The sequence below is a fragment of the Streptomyces ziwulingensis genome (genome assembly GCF_039542605.1).
GTDB classification, from domain to species: Bacteria; Actinomycetota; Actinomycetes; order Streptomycetales; family Streptomycetaceae; genus Streptomyces; species Streptomyces ziwulingensis.
In genome coordinates this window covers 225,191-246,196 of record NZ_BAABIG010000013.1, presented here as the reverse complement: position 1 = coordinate 246,196, position 21,006 = coordinate 225,191, and the positions used below count along the sequence as shown (strand labels likewise).

Genomic DNA, 21,006 nt, shown 5'->3' with positions numbered 1-21,006 from the left:
GGGGGGGGGGGGGGGGGGGGGGGGGGGGGGGGGCCGGGGCTGTCATCGTGGTGTTTCTCTCCTGACCGGACGTGCCGCGCCGGTGGCGGCGCCGGAGCAGTGGTCCGTCGGGGCTGGGCAGCGGGCGCGTGGCCGGTGGTCCGTCGAGGGGCCGGGCAGCGGACGCGTGGCCGGTGGTCCGTCGAGGGGCCGGGCAGCGGACGCGTGGCCGGTGGTCCGTCGAGGGGCTGGGCAGCGGGCGCGTGGCCGGTGGTCAGTCGGTGGTGGTCTTCAGGCCCCGGTCGTCCAGTGCCTTCAGCGCGGCGCGCTGCGCGGCGCTGAAGCCCGCGCTCCAGCCGCCCTGGGCCACCGCGCTCTCGAACGCCTCGTTCACCGAGCCCTGCACCGGTCCCCAGGTCCAGCCCGGGACGATGGTGTCCACCTGGGCGGCGGCGACCTCGTACAGGTCGTCGGCGAAGTAGTCGCCGGAGGCTTCGGCGAACTCGGCCGCCGCGACCTTCTGCAGTCCGGGGTCGGCGGGCAGGACGCTGCTCGGTGCCTCGGCGTCGGCCAGGCGGGCCTTCATGGCGGCGGGGTCGGTGGTCAGCCACTCGATGAACTCGGCGGCGGCCGCGATGTGTTCGCTGCCCTTGGGAACGGCGAAGGAGGTGCCGCCCCAGGTACCGGTGGCCGGCTCGCCGTCCCAGGTGGGGAGCGGCGCCACCGCCCACTTGCCCCTCTGCTCCGGCGTCTGGGAGATCAGGCCGGCTCCGCTCCAGGGGGCGCCGACGAAGGCGGCCACCCGGCTCTTCTTCCGGGCGGTGCCCTCCTCCTCGCTCCAGGCGGGGTCATTCAGCACCAGGTCGTCGCGGACCAGTTTGTCCCAGAAGGCGGCGACCTTGCGGGCGGGAGCGTCGTCGACGTCGACCGTCCAGGCGTCGCCCTTGACGCCGAAGCCCTGCGAACCGGCCTGCCAGGCGAGGCCGTTGACGAACGGTATGTCGCCGCCCTTGGCGGCGTTGGCGATGCGGACGTCACCGTCGGCGGCCTTGATCTTCTCGGCGGCCTTCGCGAACTCCGCCCAGGTGGTGGGGGCTTCCACGCCCGCCCGCGCGAACAGGTCGGTGCGGTAGTACAGGAGCTGCGGGGTGACGTCGAACGGTACGCCCCAGGTGTGTCCGCCGGGGGTGACGAGCGAGCGGAGGCCGTCGGGGAAGGTCTCGACCAGTTCGCCGGAGTACTCCGTGAGGTCCTCCAGGTTTCCCTGGCCGGCGAACTCGGGGAGCATCGCGTACTCCATGCCCACCACGTCCGGGGCGTTGCCCGCCTCGACGGCACTGTCGATCTTGGAGTATCCGTCGGTACCGGCGGTGATCTCGGTGAAGTCGACCTGGATGTCGTCGTGGGTGGCGTTGAACTTCTCGACGGCGCTCCCGGTGCCCACCATCCAGGACCACATGGTGAGCGTGACCGGTCCGCCGTCCGACGCGCCGGACGTGTCGCCGTCCCCGCCGCCGCAGGCGGTGGCCAGGAGCGCCAGACAGCCCAGGGCGGCGGTGACGGCGAGGCGGGAACTGCGGGGGACGTGCTTCATGGCACTGGCTCCTCGACGGGCGGCACACCTCAGGGAGTCGAGGTGAGTGCGGTCATCTTTCGGCCAGAACGATCGCCCGTCAAGAGCGAATGAGCATATCGATCAAAACAATCAACAACGGCGGGGGGGCGGAGCGCTGGAGGCACGCGCGTTCAACCGCGGCACGAGGGAGACGTGCCGGGCCGGAGCCGCGGCGCCGCCGCCCTCCGCGAGCCGGGACAGCATCAGCTCCGCGGCGGTCTCCCCCACCGCGTGCCGGGGCGGCGCCACCGCGGTCAGCGGCACGTCGGCCAGCGCCGCCATCTCGTCCTCGTACGCCACCAGCGAGACGTCGTCCGGGAGGGAGAGCCCGTGCGCGCGCAGCCGCTGCACCACGCCGATCGCGGTCTGGTCGTTGTGGACCAGCGCGGCGGTGACCCCGTCGTCCGTCACCGCCCGGTACAGCTTCCGGGCGGCGGCGTCCAGGCCCTTCGGGTCCTCGGGGTCGACGGTCACCGGCTCCGGGGCGGCCAGGCCACGGGCCCGCACAGCGGCCTCGTAGCCCTCGCGGACCTGCGGTGACGTCGGGTTGTCCTGGGCCAGCAGGGCGATCCGCTCGTGTCCGAGCCCGGCGAGGTGGTGGACGGCCGCCGCGCCGCCGAGCACATGGTCGGAACGGACGCCGTCCAGCCCGGCCAGCCGCCCGCCGAGGGGCACCCGGCGGTCGACCAGGACGGCCGGGACCCGGAGCGCCAGCAGTTGTTCCTCCTGCTCGGGGCTCGGCACCCCGCGTTCCCAACTGGGCTGGATCAGCAGGCCGTCGGCCCCGCCGTCGAGCATGCGGCCGAGCTGCGCGGTGTCCTCCTCGGAGCGCCAGTGCGCTATGCCGAGCACCAGCCTGCCCCCGCGCGCGGTGACGGCGTCCCGCGCACCCCTGACCAGGTCGGCGAAGTAGTGCTCCATGCTGGGCACCACCATGCCGAGCACCACCCCGGCGGGCGCCGCGGCCGGCCCCGCCGCCTCGGCACGCGCCGCGCGCGCCGGGGAACCGCTCGCGGCGGGCGCCTGCTCGGGCCCGGAGACCGAACCGTGCAGCCTGGTCAGGCGCCCCTGCTCGGCCAGTGCCTCGACGTCGCGCCGCACGGTGACGGCGGAGACCCCCAGTTCCTCCGCCAGCTCCGTGACCCGCAGGCTGCCGCGCCTGCGCACGATGTCCAGCACCCGTTCGTGGCGCTGATTGACATGCGACCGCATCCCTCGTCCTCCTGGTCGTCCCCCGGTTGGTGCGCGTTCCACCGTACTCCAATGATCGAATCGTTCGTACCTTACGTATTGAGCATCATGTGCTCGGCGTGCTAGAAACCGTCCACTCCCCCTCCGTCCTTGGAGACACCATCTCCGTCCTTGGAGACACCATGCCGACTCCCTGGTCCCGCCGCGGCTTCGTCAAGGCGACGGGCGGTGCCGCCGCCGTGTTCGGGCTGGTGGGCGCCGCCCCCGCGGGCGACCTGGCCGCCGCCTCCACCACCGACACCGACACCGCCGCCGCTCCGTCCGCCGCCGGGTTCGAGGCGCTGCGGTCCACCTGGCGCGGGCTGATCCTCGGCTCCGGTTTCAGCCCCACCGCCGAGCCGTTCGCCTCGAAGCTCGCCGTCCTGGGCAGCAACGCCGCCGGCTGGCGGGCCGCCATGCGCCCCACGCCCGGTTCGCTGTGGCCGGGGATGGTGTGGCTCGACCCGGACCCCGACACGGACACCGAGTCGTACACCTACTCGGGGCAGATACAGCTCACCCTGCAGCGGCTGCGTTCCATGGCCGAGGCGTACGCCCAGCCCGGCACCGGCCTCACCGGCGACGCCGCCTTCGCCCGGGACGTGGTGGCCGGTGTCCGGCACGTCGTCACCGACGTGTACCACGCCGGCCAGGCCCGTTACGGCAACTGGTACAACTGGCAGATCGGCGGCCCGCAGGCGCTGCTGGACACGGCGATCCTGCTCTTCGACCACCTCGACGCCGAACTGACCGCCGCGATCACCGCGGCCGTCCGCGCCTTCGTGCCGGACAGTGCGGTGGAGTCGTACACGGGCACCTCCACCGGTGCCAACCGCGTGGACCTGTGCCGGACCATCGCGCTGAGCGGGCTGGTCGGCGAGGACGCCGGGCGGCTCACGGTGGCCTCGGAGGCGCTCTCGCCCGTCTTCCCGTACGTCACCTCGGGGGACGGCCTCTACCGCGACGGCTCCTTCGTGCAGCACACCTGGGTGCCGTACGCCGGTTCCTACGGCGCCGATCTCTTCACCGGCCTCAGCCTGCTCCTCGCCCTGCTGGCGGGCTCCGCCTGGGAGATCACCGACCCGGCCCGGGAGAACTACTTCGACGCCGTGGAGCGGGCCTGGGCGCCCTTCCTCTTCAACGGCCTGTGCATGGACGCCGTCTCGGGCCGGGCGATCTCCCGGGGGGTGCCGCCCGGCACCTCCGACGGCGCCAACGACGACCACCTGCGCGGCCATTCGATCATCGCCTCGATCCTGGCCCTCGGCCGGGCCGCGGACCCGGAGCGCAACGCGCGCTGGCGGGCGCTGGCCAAGGGATGGGCACAGCGGGCGTACTTCAGCGCGCCGCACACCGATCCGATGCTCGGCGTGTACAAGCTCGCGCAGGTGCGGAAGGTCGTGGACGACACCGCCGTCAAGCCGCTGCCCGAGCCGGTCGAGCACCGGCTCTTCCCCTCCCAGGACCGGGCGGTACACCGCCGCAAGGGCTGGGCGGCCTGTCTCTCCATGGCCTCGGACCGCATCTCCCACTACGAGTGGGGCAACGGGGAGAACCTGCGCGGCTGGCACACCGGTGCCGGCTGGCTCTCCTGGTGGGGCGACACCTACGCCAACGAGCAGTACTCGCAGTCGTTCTGGGCCACCGTGGACCCCTACCGGCTGCCCGGTACCACCGTCTCGCGCCGGCGGCTCGCCGACGGCGAGGGCGGCCAGTGGGGCGCCGAGCGGCCCGCGGCGAAGTGGGTGGGCGGCGCGACCGACGGGACGTACGCGGCGGTGGGCCAGCATCTGAAGGGCCTGTCGTCCACCCTTGAGGCCCGCAAGTCCTGGTTCTTCCTGGACGAGGGCGTCGTCTGCCTGGGCGCGGGCGTGACGGCCGCCGACGGCGAGCCGGTCGACACGGTCGTGGACAACCGGCGGCTCGGCGCCACCGGTACCCACACCCTCACCGTGGACGGCCGGCGACAGCCCGCCGCACCGGGCTGGACCCGGACGTTCACCGACCCCGGCTGGGCACATCTGGAGGGCCACGGCGGTTACGTCTTCCCCGAGGGCGGCCGGGTGACGGCGCTGCGCGAGGAGCGCACCGGCCGCTGGAGCGACATCAGGACCGGCTCCGCCACGACCCCGCTCACCGACCGCTACGTCACCCTGTACGTCGACCACGGCACCGACCCGCGGGACGACGGGTACGCCTACGTCCTGATGCCCGGCGCGAGTGCGACGCGCACCGCGTCCCGGGCCGCGGGCGTCCGGCGGTGGCTGCTCGGCAGCGTCACCAACACCCCGCAGGCACAGGGCGTACGGGTGCCCTCCCTCGGGGTCACCGCCGTCAACTTCTGGGCCGCGGGCACGGTCGGCGCCCTCACCGTGAGCGCCCCCTGCTCGGTGCTGGTCCGGCACGGGCGCGGCGGCACCGCCGCGGTGTGCGTCTCCGATCCGACCCGTACGCTCACCTCCCTCACCGTGACGTGGGAGCACCGGGTCACCGCGGTCGTCGCCCGGCCCGGCACGGTCGAGAAGGCCGAGCCGGGCCGCGCGCTGATTCTGACCTTCGGCGACCTGACCGCCGAGGCGGGCGCCACCCAGAAGACCACCGTGAGGACCACGTGACGGCGCCCGCTTCCGCAGCCTGCGCCGGACCGGTCTTCACGGCGGCCGACGAGGGTTTCCGGCTGGACGGGCGTCCGGTGCGGCTGCTCTCGGGTGCCCTGCACTACTTCCGCGTCCACGAGGGCCAGTGGGCGCACCGGCTGGGCATGCTGCGGGCGATGGGTCTCAACTGCGTGGAGACGTACGTGCCGTGGAACCTGCACGAGCCCTCCCCCGGCCGGTACCGGGACCCGGAGGCGCTGGGCAGGTTCCTCGACGCCGTGCACGCGGCGGGGATGTGGGCCCTGGTCCGTCCCGGCCCCTACATCTGCGCCGAGTGGGAGAACGGCGGCCTGCCGCACTGGCTGACCGGCACGGTGGGCCGGCGGATCCGCACCAGGGACCCCGCCTACCTGGCGCCGGTGCGCGACTGGTTCGCCCGGCTGCTCCCCCAGGTCGTGCGGCGCCAGATCCAGCACGGCGGCCCGGTCCTCATGGTGCAGGTCGAGAACGAGTACGGCAGTTACGGCTCCGACCACGCCTACCTGCGCGCGCTCGCCGCCCTGCTGCGCGAGAACGGGGTGACGGTGCCCCTGTTCACCTCCGACGGGCCGGAGGACCACATGCTCACCGGAGGTGCGCTGCCCGGGGTCCTCGCCACCGCGAACTTCGGCTCGGACGCCACCGGGGCCTTCCGCGCCCTGCGCCGGCACCGCCCGTCGGGCCCACTGATGTGCATGGAGTTCTGGTGCGGCTGGTTCTCCCACTGGGGCGGCCCGGGCGCTGAGGACGTGCCGCACTCGGCGGCGGACGCGGCGGCGGCGCTGCGCGAGATCCTGGAGTGCGGGGCCTCCGTGAACGTCTACATGGCGCACGGCGGCACCAGCTTCGGCGGCTGGGCGGGCGCCAACCGGGCGGGCGTCCTGCACGACGGCGCCCTGCGGCCCACGGTCACCTCCTACGACTACGACGCCCCGGTCGACGAAGCGGGCAGGCCCACCGCGAAGTTCTGGCGGCTGCGGGAGGTCCTGACCGAGTACGCCGCGGCGCCGCCGCCCGCCGTACCGGCTGCGCCGCCGGTCCTCGGAGCGCCCGCCACCGCCGAACTGGACGCCTGGGTGCCGCTGGGCGAGGTGGTGGACGCGCTCGGCGGCCCGGAACGCACCGACGGGACCCCGCCCACCTTCGAGGAACTGGACGTCGACCGGGGCCTGGTGCGCTACCGGGTGGGCGTGCCCGGTCCCCGCCCGCCGCTGCCGCTGACCCTTCCCGGCGCGCGGGACGCGGTGCGGCTCCTGGTCGACGGCCGGGAGACCGAGGTGGGGGCGGCCGTGCCGGGTCCGGCCGAGGCGGAGCTGTGGGTGGAGTCGCTCGGCCGGGTCAACTACGGCCCCCGGCTGGGCGAGACGAAGGGCCTGACCGGCGGCATCCTGCACGAGCGGCAGTATCTGCACGGCGTGAGCGCCCGCGGCCTGCGGCTGGACGCCCTCGACGACACGGACGCCGTGGCCCGGCTGCCGTTCCGCCCGGCCGGCCGGGACGGCCCCGGCCTGTACCGGGGCACCGCCGCCCTCCCGGAGCCCGGCGACGCCCGCCTGGAACTCCCGGACGACGTACGGGGGTTCGTCTGGATCAACGGCTTCTGCCTGGGCCGGTACTGGTCCGCGGGACCGCAGACCTCCCTCTACGTCCCCGGACCCGTCCTGCGGGCCGGCGCCAACGACGTCCTGCTGCTGGTGACGGAAGGGGCCGGTCCTGGCGTGGCACGGCTGGTGCCCGCCTGACACCGGCGCTCGCGCGTCCCGGGCCCCGCCCGCCCGGGACGCCCCGGCCCGGTCCCCGGCGCGCGAGCCCGCGCTCAGGCCGGGGTGACCGCTACGGACAGGTCGTTGCCGGCCGTGAAGTAGGGGCGCAGGACGGTGTCGCCCACCGTGGTCGCGGGCTGGACGTCGATGTCCTTGCGGTGGGCCAGGTCGTCGAGGAGACGGGCGAGCCGGACGGGGGGCGCGGCCTCGGCGGGGTGGACGAAGACGTCCCAGACCGCCGGTCCGCCGCCGTGCCCGGCGGTCAGCTCCGCGAGGTCGGCGGTGAAGGAGAAGCCGCGCCGGTCACCGGCGGGCCGGGCGGTGAGGACGCGCTCCGTGCCGGTGCCGCGCCGACGCAGCCGTACGGTGGCTCCCGCGCCGAACTCGGCGCCGTGCAGCCGCGCCTGAACGGTCACCGTCGTGCCGGTGTAGGTGAGGGCGCCGGTCTCGGCGTGGACGTCGCGCAGCCAGCTCCGTATCGCCAGGAACCCGTCCTTGGTGACGTACGGGACACGGACCGCCACCGGGGCCGGCCGGTCCCGGGTGCGGCCGTCCACCAGGGCGCGCAGGTCCCGCATCCCGGGGCGCAGGCGCAGCCGGGTGCCGTCGGCCTCGGCGCCGGTGAGCAGGTAGGTGTCCCAGCGTCCCGCCGCGAGGGTCTGCCGGGCCGGCAGGACGGCGGCCGGGTGGCCGTCGGCGTCCGGTGCGAGGTCGAGGAGGTGGCGCACCGTCTCGGGCTCGCCCTTCCTGGGGCGCAGCCGGAGCAGCAGCCGGGCGCCGGTGTCCGGCGGCGCCGGGCGCAGGCCGAAGGTGATGCCGCCGTCCCTGTCGGCCGTGCAGCCGAGCCGGGGCTGCGTCCTGTGGTCCGTGGCCGTCGCCTCGTCGGTCGTCATCGCCGTCCCCTCCGTATCGTGCGCAGCGCGTGGCTGCCGGTGGCGTGGACCGCGTCCCGCGCCGCGAAGCCCCGGCCGGTCAGCACCCGCCGCAGCGGGTCGCGGTCCTCGGTGACGGGCCGTCCGGCCGCCCGCGCGGCGATCGCCTCCTCGAAGAGGTGCTCGGCCTGCCGTACCACCGGGCCGGGGGCGAACCGCTCGGCGTTGCGGATCGCGGCGCGGCCCATGGCGCGGCGGCGTTCGTCGTCGCCGACCAGTTCCAGCAGGGCGGCGCCGAAGGCGGCCGCGTCGCCGACCGGGACGAGCCGGCCGTCCACGCCGTCCCGGATGATCTCCCCGGGGCCGTAGGGGCAGTCGGTGCTCACCACCGGCAGCCCGCACCTCATGGCCTCCACGAGGGTCATGCCGAACGGTTCGAAGTTGGACGCGGCCGCGCCGATGGAGCCCTTGACCCACTCGGCCTCCATGGGGGCCGCCGCACCCATCAGGGACACATTGCCGCTCAGGGCGAGCCGTTCGATCAGTTCGCGCAGCCGGTCGTGCTCCTCGCCCCTGCCGTAGATCCGCAGGTGCCAGTCGGGGTGGGCGGCGGCGACCTGGGCGAACGCCTCGATCAGCAGGTCGTACCGCTTGACCGGGACCAGCCGTCCGGCCGCGACGACCAGCTTCGCGGAGCCGTCGGCGGCCGGCAGGACGGGGTCGGGGACGCTGTTGGGCAGGGCCTGGACGCGGACGCCGGGCAGCCGCATCTTGCGCCGGTAGGCGGCGGCGTCGGCCTCGGTGACCGTGGTGAGGACGTCGAGCCGCCGGTAGGCCCGGCGCAGCGCGGTGCGCAGCCGGGCGGGGTGGTTGTCCAGGGTGAGGTGTTCCTGTCCGACGCGCGCGACGTGCGGCGGGGCCTGGCGGGCGAGGTGCACGTTGAGTCCGGGGCGGGTGCCCACGGCGACGTCGGCGTCGAGGGACGCCAGGCACTCGCCGATGCGCTGGTCGGTCAGTTCGCTGTACTGGCGGTAGCGGTACTCGGCGGCCGGGAAGACCTGCGCGGGCCGCAGGTGCAGCGGATGCTCCTTCTCCTGCCGCAGGTCGACCAGCGGTGTCAACCGCACCCGGGGATCGAGGGTGAAGTTGGGGTGCTCCCGGTGCCTGAGCACGGAGACGATCTCCACGGTGTGCCGCTCGGCCAGTGCCTGGGCCAGGTTGAAGGTCGTGGTGATCGTGCCTCCGATCCCGTAGGCGTTGTGCAGGAGGAAAGAGATCTTCATACCGGATCAGACCGGCCCTGATCCGGAACGGTTGCCTGCCGTTATCTCTTCGTGGTGACCGCGTTCACCTCCCGTTCTCCGTCGCCGAGTTCCTGGCCTCGATGCCGTCCGTCGCCCGATCGTGTGGCTGCGCGGGAGGGCCTCCCCCGGACGGGTGACCGGGGGCCCAGGGCTCCGGGAACCCGGCGGTACGGTGCCGCGGTGACCTCCCTCCCAAGCGAGACCCTCCCCCTGCGCACCGCCGACCTGGGCACGCTCGTCGTCATGTCCTGGAGCCGCGAGGCCCCCGAGGGCGACATCCCCTACCTGCTCGCCTGCTCCCTGGGGGACGGCGCGAACGGTCCGGAGGCCGGGTCGGCCGCCGTCGAACGCCTGCTGCGGGACGCCGGGCTCCCGGTGGCCGACGAGCTGACGGACGCCGCCCGCCGGCCGAGCCTGCCGGTCAGCCTGCTGGTGCTGCCGAACGCGGCCGTCCTCACCATGCCCGGACTCAACGCCCAGTTCGTCCCGCCGGCCGCCTGGCTGGCGGCCGTCGGCGCGCGCGGAAAGGCATACCTCATCTTCACCACCCGCCCCTGGCCGGACGCCGAGCCCGGCGACGCGCAGACACTGACCGCCTTCACCTCCGAGGACGAGACACTGAAGTCGGCGGCCCATGTCCTGCTGCCCGCCCGCAAGCTGCGATGAGAGTGGCGGATGAACGGCGGGCGGGGCGGCATGCCCCGCCCGCCCCCTTTTGCCCTGACCCGGCATTTCGTGCCCATGACAGGATTGTTGACGACTCCCCGACTCCCTTGTTCCGCACCCGTAGTTGCTCAATTCTGTAACCGGCCCGGAGCGGAACGCGACGCTCTCGGCCGTGTGTGCGATCACGCGCACACCCCCCACAGGCGCGTGCCCCACCCGGGCGCGTGACTGCCTAGAGGAGGACTCCCTCGTAATGGCACAACTGCGTAGCAGGAGACTGAAGTTCGCCGCGATAGCCGGCGTCGCGGCCGCCGCCCTCACCGGCGGGCTCACCGCGACACCCGCCCAGGCCGCCCCGGCCCAGGGCACCGTCCTCGCGGCCGGCTCCCCCACCGCCGTCAAGGACAGCTATATCGTCACGCTCAAGAAGGACGCCGGTCTCAAGGCGTCCTCGGCGGCCGGCAAGGACCTCGTCGAGGGGTACGGCGGCACCGTGAAGAGGACGTTCAAGAGCGCGCTGAACGGCTACACCGCCACCCTCTCGGCCACCGAGGCCGAGCGGCTGGCCGCCGACCCGGCCGTGGCCGCCGTCGAGCAGGACCAGCGCGTCAGCATCGCCGACACCACCCAGTCCAACGCCCCCTGGGGCCTGGACCGCATCGACCAGACCTCCCTGCCGCTCTCCGGCACCTACACCTACCCGGACAGCGCGGGCACCGGCGTGACGGCGTACGTCATCGACACCGGCGTGCGCATCACCCACCAGCAGATCAGCGGCCGGGCCGGCTACGGCTACGACGCGGTCGACGGTGACACCACCGCCGCCGACGGCAACGGCCACGGCACCCATGTGGCCACCACCATCGCGGGCACCACCTACGGCGTCGCCAAGAAGGCCCGGATCGTGGCGGTCCGCGTGCTCGACAACGCCGGCTCGGGCACCACCGCCGGTGTCATCGCGGGCATCGACTGGGTGACCGCCAACCACTCGGGCCCCTCGGTCGCCAACCTGTCGCTCGGCGGCGGCGCCTCCACCACCCTGGACACGGCCGTCCGCAACTCCATCACGAGCGGCGTCACCTACGCCGTCGCGGCGGGCAACAGCAACGCCAACGCCTCCTCGTACTCGCCCGCCCGGGTCACCCAGGCGATCACCGTCGGCGCCACCACCAGCACCGACGCCAGGGCGAGCTACTCCAACTACGGCTCGGTGCTGGACCTCTTCGCGCCCGGCTCCTCCATCACGGCCGGCTGGTACACCAGCGACACGGCCACCAACACCATCTCCGGCACCTCGATGGCGACTCCGCACGTCGCCGGTGCCGCCGCGGTGTACCTGGCGGGCCACACCTCCGCCACGCCCGCGCAGGTCTCCTCCGCCCTGGTGGCCGGTGCGACGACCAACAAGGTGACCAGCCCGGGGACGAGTTCCCCGAACCGTCTGCTGAAGATCGTCCCCTGATCCCGGCCGCACCACCGTCCTGAGCGCACCGTGCCCCGGGGGCCTGTCACCCCGGGGCACGGTCACGTCACACGCGGCACTACGGTCCCACGCGCCGCGGGCGCCGCCGGAAAACGGGGGGCGTCCGCGCGGGCCCGGGAGGTACGGTCCCGGCATGCGGCATGAGAAGGCGGACGGGTACTTCGGTGAAGAGGTCGCGAGCCGTTACGACGAGTCGGCGGCGGACATGTTCCGCCCGGCGGAGGTGGACCCGGCGGTCGACCTGCTGGCCGGGCTGGCCGGCGACGGCCCCGCCCTCGAAATGGGCATCGGCACCGGGCGGATCGCCCTGCCGCTGGCCGCGCGCGGCGTCCCGGTGCACGGCATCGACCTGTCCCGGGCGATGGTACGGCGGCTGCGCGCCAAGCCCGGCGGGGCGGCCGTCGGTGTGACCGTCGGCGACTTCGCCACCACCCGGGTGGCAGGCTCGTTCACCCTCGCCTATCTGGTGTTCAACACCATCAACAACCTCACCACGCAGGACGCCCAGGTGGCCTGTTTCCGCAACGCGGCCGGCCATCTGCGGCCCGGCGGTCGCTTCGTGGTCGAGGTGGGGGTGCCGGACCTGCGCCGGCTGCCACCGGGGCAGAACATCGTGCCGTTCCGCGCCACGGAGACGCAGTGGGGCTTCGACACCTACGACGTCGTCACCCAGGCGATGATTTCGCACCACTTCGGCCTGGCCGACGGACACGCCACGCACACCTCGCTGCCGTTCCGCTACGTGTGGCCGTCCGAACTGGACCTGATGGCGCGGCTCGCCGGGCTCCGGCCCACCGACCGGTGGGCGGACTGGTCGCGTTCGCCTTTCACCGCCGAGAGCACCCGGCACGTCTCGGTGTGGGAGAAGCCCGCCCGATGAGGGACGCGCGCCGGCGCCCTTGACCGTACCCCTGCCCGTAAGGGCAGTCGGCTCTGCCTCGGTGGCTCCTGACACCGCGGCGGGGGCGGGTTAACGTCCCCGCGTGAGTACAGTCGGCCCGGCGCGGCCCGCCGCGCAGGAGACACCCCCGGAAGCGGAGTCGGGCGGGCGGCCGCCCGGACCGGCTCGCCCGGAGCGGCCCGGCGACGAGGAGCGGACGGCGTCGGACGCACGGCGTCGGCGCCGCGGACCGGGCCCGGTCGTACTGCTGGTGCTGCCGGGTCTCGCGACCCTGACGGCGGTGGCCGGCTTTCTGGCGCTGACCGGCGGCTTCCCCATGGACGGTGAGCAGGACGCCGGTCCCGAAGGGGCGGCGACGGCCGGCGTCGACCCCTCCTTCGTGCCCTGGCTGCGCAAGGCGGCCGCCGAGTGCCCGGTCGTCACCCCCTCCCTGCTCGCCGCGCAGATCGACCAGCTCTCCGGCTGGAGCGACGACACGGGCGAACTCTCCGGGCAGCGGGGCATCGCCGCCTTCACCGACGCCCAGTGGCGAAGCTGGGGCGAGGACGACGACGGCAACGGCAAATCCACGCCCCGTGATCCGGCGGACGCCATCATGGCCCTCGGCCGCCGGGACTGCGCGCTGGCCGCCGAGGTGACCGACCTGCGCACCGAGGGGCGGGTCAACGGCGACCTCGTCGACCTGACGCTCGCCGCCTACGCCTCGGACACCGGCACCGTGGCGAAGGCGGGCCGGGTGCCCGCGGACACGCGGGCCTACCTCACCGAGATCAAGGCGTCGCTGCCCGACTACGCCGGCCTCGACCGGGAGGACGCCGCCGGCGCCCCCGCGGCGGCGGGCGCGATCCTCGCCGCGCCGGTGAGCACCCTCACCGTCACCTCGCCCTACGGCTCGCGGCAGCATCCCCTGACCGGCGTCACCAAACTGCACACCGGCGTGGACTTCGCCGCGCCGCAGGGCGCGCAGGTCTTCGCCGCGCGGGCGGGCCGGGTGGTGTTCGCCGCGTCGACCTCGGCGTACGGCAACCGGATCGTGATCGACCACGGCTCGATCGAGGGGAAGCGGCTGGAGACGACGTACAGCCACCTGTCGGCGCTGGAAGTCGCTGTGGGCCAGCAGGTGACGGCGGGGACGCGGGTCGGGCGGGCCGGGTCCACGGGTCTGTCCACCGGACCGCATCTGCACTTCGAGGTCGTCTTCGACGGGTACTACGCCGACCCCCGGCCCTGGCTCGCGCCCGCCGGCTGACCAGGCAGCCGACGGGCGCCGGGGCCGTCGCCCCGTGAGCAGCCGGAAACGCCCCGTTCACACCTGACGGCGGCCACGGGAAACACGCTCTTCCTAAGGTGACCGCCCAGGCGAACCGTATACAAGGGCGGGAGCGTTGACATGAGCACAACCGATGCACATCCTCCGGAGACCTCGGTCGAGCCGGCCGCCGGCCAGGCGGTGAAGGAGACCCTGGAGGACTACACCCTCCGCTTCGCGCCGCGCAGTTACCGCCGCTGGACCCCGATGGTGGTGGCGACCACCGCGCTCGGCGGCATCGCGTACATGGCCGACTTCTCCATCGGCGCCGGCATCGCCTTCAGCCACGGCACCGGCAACGCGCTGGTGGCGATCGCCGTCGCGGCCGTCCTCATCTTCGTCACCGGCTTCCCGCTGGCGTACTACGGGGCCCGCTACAACATCGACCTGGACCTGATCACCCGCGGTTCCGGCTTCGGCTACTACGGCTCGGTGCTGACCAGCGTCATCTTCGCGAGCTTCACCTTCATCTTCTTCGCCCTCGAGGGCTCGATCATGGCCCAGGGACTGAAGCTCGGCTTCGGCCTGCCGCTGTGGCTCGGCTACCTGGTCTCCACCCTCATGGTGATCCCGCTGGTCATCTACGGCATGAAGGCGCTCAGCAAGCTCCAGGTGTGGACCACACCGGTGTGGCTGCTGCTGATGGTCGGTCCGCTGGTGTACCTGGTCGCCGAAGACCCCGGCACGGTGGACCGCTTCCTGTCCTACGCCGGCACGGACGGCGACGGCGGCGTCAACACCGCCGCGGTGCTGCTCGGCGCGGGGGTCTGCCTCTCACTGATCGCGCAGATCGGTGAGCAGATCGACTACTTGCGCTTCATGCCGCCCAAGACGGAGGCGAACAGGCGGAGCTGGTGGGCCGCCGTGGTGATGGCGGGCCCCGGCTGGGTGGTGCTCGGCGCGCTGAAGCAGGCCATCGGTGTCTTCCTCGCCGTGTACGTCCTCTCCGAGGTCGGGCCGGCCGCGGCGACCGAGCCTATCCAGCAGTTCCGGGGCGCCTTCGACGCGATGATGCCGTCCTGGCTGGTCGTCCCGCTGGCCGTGGTCCTGGTCGTGATCAGCCAGATCAAGATCAATGTGACCAACGCGTACTCCGGTTCGCTGGCATGGACCAACTCCTTCACCCGCGTCACCAGGCACTATCCCGGCCGCATGGTCTTCGTCCTGGTCAACCTGGGCTTCGCGCTCGCGCTGATGGAGGCCGACATGTTCAGCTTCCTCAACGACATCCTGGGCTTCTACTCGAACTGCGCCATCGCGTGGGTGGTCACCGTCGCCACCGACATCATGGTCAACAAGTACCTGCTCAAACTCTCCCCGCACGCCCCGGAGTTCCGCCGCGGCATGCTGTACGCCGTGAACCCGGTCGGTGTCGTGGCCTTCACCGCCGCCTCGGGTCTCTCCATCGCCATGTACTTCCACGCCCTCGGCGACACCCTCCAGCCGTACTCCCCCGTCGCGGCGGTCGTCCTCGCCTTCGTCCTCACCCCGTTGATGGCGGTCGCGACCAAGGGCAAGTACTACCTGCGGCGCACCGACGACGGCATCGAGGAGCCGCTGCTGGACGCCGAGGGCAATCCCAGCGCCCTCACCCTCACCTGCCACGTCTGCCGGCAGCCCTACGAGCGCCCCGACCTCGCGGCGTGCCGCACGCACGACGCGGTGGTGTGCTCGCTCTGCCTGAGCACCGACAAGGTGGGGGACCACGTGCTGCCGGCCCGGTGATCCCCCTCGTCGGCCCCGTCGGCTCTCGTCGGCGGCCGGCAGTGCTTCGAGGGCACCCTGTTCGGCCTGTTGTTCCCGGTGGCTGCGCCGAGGGAAGTGCTTGTCAGCGCCCGGTAAAACAGGGAGAGTCGGCGCATGTCCGAAAACACCGCTCATGACACGCATGACGTACATGCCGCGCAGCTCTCGTCGCAGTACACCGTTCAGGTCGCCGACGACCTGAAGCGCAACGCCGCCGAACAGGAGCGCATCGCCAGGGAGATCGACGGGCTCCGGCGGCGACTGGCTGCGCTCCGGCACGACCACACCGTGCTGCTGGCGATGCGTCAGGCACTCGGCTCGCCGGCCGCATCGGACAGCGCCGACCCGGACGCCACCGAGAGCGCCGCCGTGCCGGCACCGCGCAAGAAGGCCACCGCCGCGTCGCGGCGCACCACGAAGGCGAAGGGGGCGACAGGGGGCAAAGCGGTGTCGCGGAAGGCGACTTCGGAGAAGGCGACCTCGGAGAAGGCGGCCTCGGAGAAGGTGACCTCGGAAAAGGTGGCCTCGGAAAAGGCGGGTGAACCGGCCGCCGCCGAGCGGTCCTCGGCACAGGCGCCGCAGGTCGCGCAGGCGACGCGGGCGACGCGGGCGACGCGGGCACGGTTCACGCTGATCGAGTTGGTCCGGACGCACCTCGCGGCTGCGGGCGGGCCGCGCTCCGCCGCCGAGGTCACCGCGGCGCTCGTTCGGGAACATCCCGACCGCACACTGAAGCCGACCGTCGTCCGCACCACACTCGAAGCGCTCGTCGCCAAGAACCAGGCGCGGCGCGCCAAGCAGGGCTCGTCCGTCCGCTACACCGCGCCCGCCGCGCCGGAGTCCGCCGCGCGAGCGGGCTCGCGGGCACAGTCCGCCGAGGGCGACGCCTGACCGCGGTTCCCTCGCCACGTCGATCCCGCCGACCTCCTGGGTCCCGCCCCTTGCCTCACGGGCGGGCCACACCATAGCTTACTGAGCGGTAAGTTTACTTTCTGGTAAGGAGGTTGTCTTGGTCGCCTACCGGACTGTCATGGTCGGCACGGACGGCTCGGAGTCGTCGTTCGCCGCGGTCGAGGGGGCGGCTCGGCTCGCCGCCGTCTGCGGGGCCGAACTCGTGATCGCCTGTGCGTACCTGCCGATGCGGGGCCGCCAGCTCGCGGTTGCCCAGGACCAACTGGGAGCCGAGGCGTATCAGGTGGTGGGCTCGGCACCCGCCGAGGACACCCTGCGTACCGCCGGGGACCGGGCCCGCGCGCAGGGCGCCGCGGACGTGCGGACGGTCGCGGTGCAGGACGAACCGGTGACCGCGCTCCTGCGGGTCGCCCGCGAGAGTTCGGCCGACCTCCTGGTGGTCGGGAACCGGGGGCTGCGCTCGCTCACCGGGCGCATCCTCGGCTCCGTACCGGCGGACATCGCGAGGAAAGCCGAGTTCGACGTACTGATCGTGCACACCACGTGAGCGCGGCGGGACCGGCGGAGGAAGCGGCGGCCCCGTCCGGCGTCGACGCACTGCGGCGGGCCGTCGAGGAGGTGCTGCTCGGGGGCGGCCGCATCTGGACGCGGCAGGAGGTCGCCGAACGGTCCGGGGTGGGGCGCGAGCGCACCGTGGAGATATGGCGCGCGCTCGGCTTTCCGGTGGTGGACGACGACGCGAGGGTGTTCACCGACGCCGATGTCGACGCGCTGCGCGCGGGCGAACGGCTCATCGAAGCCGGGCTCATCACCGAGGAGAGCGAGACGATGATGGCCCGCGCCCTGGGCCATCATCTGTCCCGGCTCGCCGAGTGGCAGGTGCACACCCTCTGGGCCTGGATCAACCGTGACACGGGCGCGCCCCTGGACGGCGGAGAGCTGACGCTGCACGCCGCGGCGCTGCTGCCGGAGATGGAGCTGCTGCAGCGGCATGTGTGGCGCCGCCATCTCGCCGCGTACGCCGGGCGGGTGCTCACCGAGGCGGAGGAGGGCGCGCTCGCCACGCAGGGGCAGGGGCAGCAGCGGGGTCGGGGGCAGGGGTCGGGGTGGGGGGAGGACGAGGCCGGGGACGAGGCGGCGGGCGGGTCGGCGCCGTCCCGCAAGGGTGCCGAGGTCCGGGACCGGGCGGTGGGCTTCACCGACATGGTCGGCTACACGAGGATGACCCGGGGCCTGGACAGCTCCGAACTCGTCCGGGTACTGGACCGGTTCGAGAGTCTGACCGGCGATGTGGTCGCCGACGGGGGCGGCCGGGTGGTGAAGACCATCGGCGACGAGGTGCTCTTCGTGTGCGAGTCGGCGGCCGCGGCCGCTGACATCGCCCTGGAACTCACCGCCCGCGCGGAGGCGGAACAGCGGCTGCCGCAGGTGCGGACCGGGCTGGCGTACGGTGCCGTCCTCAGTCGCTTCGGTGACGTCTACGGAGCGGCGGTGAACGTCGCGGCCCGGCTCACCGCGGTGGCCCGCCCTGGCACCGTGCTGGCCAACACGGCGCTCGCCGGAGAACTGGCGGGCATGGCGGCCTACGAACTCAAGGTGCTCCGCCCGGTCTCGGTACGCGGTTACAGCAGGCTGCGTCCGGTACTGCTGCGGTCGGTATCCGGTCAGCGACCGCGAGACGCGGTGAACGGCGGCTGATCACCGCGACGACGGCCGCAGGGGTGACATACCCGGGGAAAGGGAAGAGCGGCCGAAAGACGATTGCTTGACCCTTCAATATCGCCCTTGATAAAGTCCCGTTCCGCTTCGCCCGCCTGCGCCAGGATGGGAACAACCGTGCGTTCACGATCCCTCTCCCTCGGACTCGTCTCCGCCGCCTTCGTAGCCGCCATGATCTCCGCTCCCGGCGCCTCGGCCGCCGGCAGCGGGGCGGCCGACGAAGCCTGGCCCCCCGGTAACTGCCCGCAGGGCAAGGTGTGCGTCTGGGCCCACTGGGCTCACCCCGAGCCCGCCCCCGTGGAGACCCCGTCGGTGGCCACCGACCAGGAGTGGTCCGGGGACGCCCCGGCGCTCACCTACTACAACCACACGTCCCGCAACGCGGACCTGAAGTACTACTACGTCTGGCCGGACGGCTCGAAATCGACGTACACGCTGTGCGTCCCCCACACGTCCGGAAACATCTTCTATCTGCCCGTGAACGTCACCGCGGTGACGTGGCACGACGGTTCCTGCTGATCCTTCGATCGCGGGCTCTCCGTTCACCGCATTCCCTTTTCTCGGCCTTTTTGGCCTTGGGCCCGGCAGGGGGGTGCGGTCGACGGGTGCGCCCTGCAAGCCTCGGCCCGCCTCCTGATTGTCGAAGTAGAAGGTGATGAGGCGGGCGAACTGCGGCATCTGCCGCCGAAGCCGGGCGGCCACCTCAGGGTTCAGGATCTCGCTGTCGAGGGCGATCCTGCCGTCGTCCCGCAGCGCCGCGCACCGCATCTGGCCGTCCGGCGCGCGGTGGTACCGCCATCCGGCACGGAGTTCGGCCTCCCGCACCGCCCGGTCCTCCGCGCTCGTCGCCCCTCCCTCCGCCACCCAACCGGAGGACGGAGTCCCCTGATGTTCCTTGCTCCGGGGCGGTAGCACCACAGGGCGACCCGGGCGGCCGCTCCGTCGATCACGACCTCGCGCCGGTCCGCTCCGAACCGCGGCCCTACGGTGGGCGGATGCGCGCACCTCACATGGACCGCCCAGCAGATCTGGACGTGGTCCGCGAGTCCTATGACCGAGTGGCTGACAACTACGCCCACATGGTGGTGACGACGGGGATCGGTGACATCCGGACCCATCCGTGGCTCAAGGCGTCGATCGACGCCTTCGCCGACACGGTGAGCGGGCTCGGACCCGTCCTCGACGTCGGCTGCGGGCCCGGAACGGTGACCGCCTACCTTGCCGGACGCGGACTCGACGTGTCCGGAGTCGATCTCTCCTCCCGCATGATCGAGAACGCGCGCCGCCTGCATCCGGAATGCCGCTTCAGCGTCTCCTCCGCCACCGACCTCGACCTCGGGGAAGCGTCGCTCGGCGGCGTGCTCGGGTGGTGGTCACTGTTCAACCTCCCCCGCGACGTCCTTCCTCAGGTCCTCGCCCTGTTCGCACGCGCTCTGAAGCCGGGCGGCCACTTCATCACCGCGACACACGTCGGCGACGAGGACCTGGTGCGCACCGAGGCGTACGGAGGAGTGCCGGTCCGCTGGACCACGCACAAGTGGCGGCCGGAACAGTTCGTGGACCTGATCGAGCGGGCTGGACTGCGCCCGGTCGCCGAACTCCGGCTCCCCTCGGACGAGCAGAGCGGGCCGGGTCTGGTCGTCATGGCCGAGCGCCCCGCGTGAACACCTCCGACGGTGTACGGCCGCGAGCGCCCGCCCCGGTGGCAGTGGTGACACAGCCGGTCTCGGTGGCAGTATCGACGCCCTGCGACGGGAAAGCGCCACGGACGGGGCCGGTACCGGTGGACGGGCTCTGACGGGCCTGGTTCCGGGTGCGGGCCATGCCCCCGGCGTCGCGGGAGCAGTCGGCGACGGGGTAGCTTCTGGCCATGCACACCGTCGCCGTACTCGCGCTGGATCAGGTGATCCCCTTCGACCTGTCCACGCCCCTGGAGGTCTTCGCCCGCACCCGGCTCCCGGACGGGCGGCCGGGTTACCGGACCCGGGTGTGCGCGGAGCGGCGGGAAGCGGAGGTCGACGCGGGCGCCTTCACGCTGCGCGCGCCCTGGGGCCTGGAGGGGCTGGCGGGTGCGGACACCGTCATCGTGCCGGGCACGGCCACGCCCGAGGCCCCGCTCCCCCCGGCCGTCGGCGACGCGCTGCGGGCCGCCGCCGAGGCGGGTACCCGCATCGCCTCCATCTGCTCGGGCACCTTCCCGCTGGCCGCCACCGGTCTCCTCGACGGCCTGCGCGCCACCACCCACTGGATCGCCGCCGGCCGCCTGGCCGCCCTGCACCCGGACATCGAGGTCGATCCGAACGTCCTGTACGTGGACAACGGGCAGATCCTCACCTCGGCCGGCGCCGCCGCGGGACTCGACCTGTGTCTGCACATGATCCGGCGCGACTACGGATCGGCCGTCGCCGCCGACGCCGCCCGGCTCTCCGTGATGCCGCTCGAACGGGAGGGCGGGCAGGCGCAGTTCATCGTGCACGACCACGCACCCCGGCCGCAGGGCTCTGTACTCGAACCGCTGCTCGCCTGGTTGCGGGAGAACCTGGCGCGCGACCTCAGCCTGAGTGACATCGCCGCGCAGGCCGGGACCAGCACCCGGACCCTGATCCGGCGCTTTCGCGAACAGACCGGCAGCACACCGCTGCAGTGGCTGCACCTGGCCCGGGTCCGGCAGGCGCAGCACCTGCTGGAGACCACGCGGCATCCGGTGGAACGCATCGCCACCCAGGTCGGGTTCGGCTCACCCACCGCCTTCCGCGACCGTTTCAAGCGCACCACGGGCGTCAGCCCCCACACCTACCGCCGCACCTTCGGCTGACCGCCCACCCTGTACTGCCCTGTCCTGCCCTCTCCTGTCCTGCCGGACATGCCCGC

At 73.0% G+C, this 21,006-nt stretch carries 17 protein-coding genes; 13 read left to right on the top strand and 4 right to left on the bottom strand.

Translation table 11 applies throughout. From position 1 onward, the window contains the following. Nucleotides 1-253 precede the first annotated feature (253 nt). Both ABEB00_RS06990 and ABEB00_RS06985 read right to left on the bottom strand, forming a co-directional pair. The gene (locus tag ABEB00_RS06990; RefSeq protein WP_345618046.1) at nucleotides 254-1,573 is read right to left on the bottom strand and encodes an ABC transporter substrate-binding protein; all 1,320 of its coding nucleotides are present in this window, start codon (nucleotides 1,571-1,573) and stop codon (nucleotides 254-256) included. A 111-nt stretch (nucleotides 1,574-1,684) separates the two neighbouring features. Beyond that, nucleotides 1,685-2,806: a substrate-binding domain-containing protein gene (locus ABEB00_RS06985; protein ID WP_345618045.1), complete on the bottom strand. Its 1,122-nt coding sequence runs from the start codon at nucleotides 2,804-2,806 to the stop codon at nucleotides 1,685-1,687. Nucleotides 2,807-2,967: 161 nt separating this feature from the next. Between ABEB00_RS06985 and ABEB00_RS06980 the strand changes: the two genes are divergently transcribed. Continuing rightward, complete coding sequence (locus ABEB00_RS06980) at nucleotides 2,968-5,439, top strand: polysaccharide lyase 8 family protein (protein ID WP_345618043.1); 2,472 nt, start codon at nucleotides 2,968-2,970, stop codon at nucleotides 5,437-5,439. After that, the gene (locus ABEB00_RS06975) at nucleotides 5,436-7,202 is read left to right on the top strand and encodes a glycoside hydrolase family 35 protein (RefSeq protein ID WP_425586446.1); all 1,767 of its coding nucleotides are present in this window, start codon (nucleotides 5,436-5,438) and stop codon (nucleotides 7,200-7,202) included. Before ABEB00_RS06980 ends, ABEB00_RS06975 begins: the two co-directional genes overlap by 4 nt. A gap of 74 nt (nucleotides 7,203-7,276) precedes the next feature. Here the strand turns inward: ABEB00_RS06975 and ABEB00_RS06970 are convergent, their stop codons facing one another. Both ABEB00_RS06970 and ABEB00_RS06965 read right to left on the bottom strand, forming a co-directional pair. Further along, complete coding sequence (locus ABEB00_RS06970) at nucleotides 7,277-8,116, bottom strand: transferase (protein WP_345618042.1); 840 nt, start codon at nucleotides 8,114-8,116, stop codon at nucleotides 7,277-7,279. Next, nucleotides 8,113-9,378, bottom strand: a complete 1,266-nt coding sequence (locus tag ABEB00_RS06965; protein WP_345618040.1) for a glycosyltransferase family 4 protein — start codon at nucleotides 9,376-9,378, stop codon at nucleotides 8,113-8,115. Before ABEB00_RS06965 ends, ABEB00_RS06970 begins: the two co-directional genes overlap by 4 nt. 201 nt (nucleotides 9,379-9,579) lie before the next feature. Between ABEB00_RS06965 and ABEB00_RS06960 the strand changes: the two genes are divergently transcribed. From ABEB00_RS06960 to ABEB00_RS06910, 11 genes are all read left to right on the top strand, one after another. Then, nucleotides 9,580-10,065: a DUF5949 family protein gene (locus tag ABEB00_RS06960; RefSeq protein WP_345618038.1), complete on the top strand. Its 486-nt coding sequence runs from the start codon at nucleotides 9,580-9,582 to the stop codon at nucleotides 10,063-10,065. Between the two features lie 253 nt (nucleotides 10,066-10,318). Further along, nucleotides 10,319-11,527 carry a S8 family peptidase gene (locus ABEB00_RS06955; RefSeq protein ID WP_345618036.1) on the top strand — a complete coding sequence of 403 codons (1,209 nt, stop codon included), beginning with the start codon at nucleotides 10,319-10,321 and terminating at the stop codon, nucleotides 11,525-11,527. A gap of 154 nt (nucleotides 11,528-11,681) precedes the next feature. Then, entirely contained in the window at nucleotides 11,682-12,428 is a 747-nt protein-coding gene (locus ABEB00_RS06950) for a class I SAM-dependent DNA methyltransferase (RefSeq protein ID WP_345618035.1), read from the top strand. A gap of 103 nt (nucleotides 12,429-12,531) precedes the next feature. Then, a complete protein-coding gene (locus tag ABEB00_RS06945; RefSeq protein ID WP_345618033.1) occupies nucleotides 12,532-13,698 on the top strand; it encodes a M23 family metallopeptidase in 1,167 nt (388 codons plus the stop codon). 141 nt (nucleotides 13,699-13,839) lie between these two features. Continuing rightward, the gene (locus tag ABEB00_RS06940; protein ID WP_345618032.1) at nucleotides 13,840-15,483 is read left to right on the top strand and encodes a purine-cytosine permease family protein; all 1,644 of its coding nucleotides are present in this window, start codon (nucleotides 13,840-13,842) and stop codon (nucleotides 15,481-15,483) included. Between the two features lie 135 nt (nucleotides 15,484-15,618). Next, nucleotides 15,619-16,395, top strand: a complete 777-nt coding sequence (locus ABEB00_RS06935; protein WP_345618030.1) for a hypothetical protein — start codon at nucleotides 15,619-15,621, stop codon at nucleotides 16,393-16,395. A gap of 118 nt (nucleotides 16,396-16,513) precedes the next feature. After that, entirely contained in the window at nucleotides 16,514-16,963 is a 450-nt protein-coding gene (locus ABEB00_RS06930) for a universal stress protein (protein WP_345618028.1), read from the top strand. A gap of 50 nt (nucleotides 16,964-17,013) precedes the next feature. Continuing rightward, complete coding sequence (locus ABEB00_RS06925; RefSeq protein ID WP_345618071.1) at nucleotides 17,014-18,114, top strand: adenylate/guanylate cyclase domain-containing protein; 1,101 nt, start codon at nucleotides 17,014-17,016, stop codon at nucleotides 18,112-18,114. A gap of 138 nt (nucleotides 18,115-18,252) precedes the next feature. Next, nucleotides 18,253-18,654, top strand: a complete 402-nt coding sequence (locus tag ABEB00_RS06920; RefSeq protein WP_345618026.1) for a hypothetical protein — start codon at nucleotides 18,253-18,255, stop codon at nucleotides 18,652-18,654. Nucleotides 18,655-19,130: 476 nt separating this feature from the next. Beyond that, complete coding sequence (locus ABEB00_RS06915; RefSeq protein ID WP_345618025.1) at nucleotides 19,131-19,799, top strand: class I SAM-dependent DNA methyltransferase; 669 nt, start codon at nucleotides 19,131-19,133, stop codon at nucleotides 19,797-19,799. A gap of 206 nt (nucleotides 19,800-20,005) precedes the next feature. Next, on the top strand, nucleotides 20,006-20,950 hold the full coding sequence (locus ABEB00_RS06910) for a GlxA family transcriptional regulator (protein ID WP_345618024.1): 945 nt from the start codon (nucleotides 20,006-20,008) through the stop codon (nucleotides 20,948-20,950). Nucleotides 20,951-21,006 lie beyond the last annotated feature (56 nt).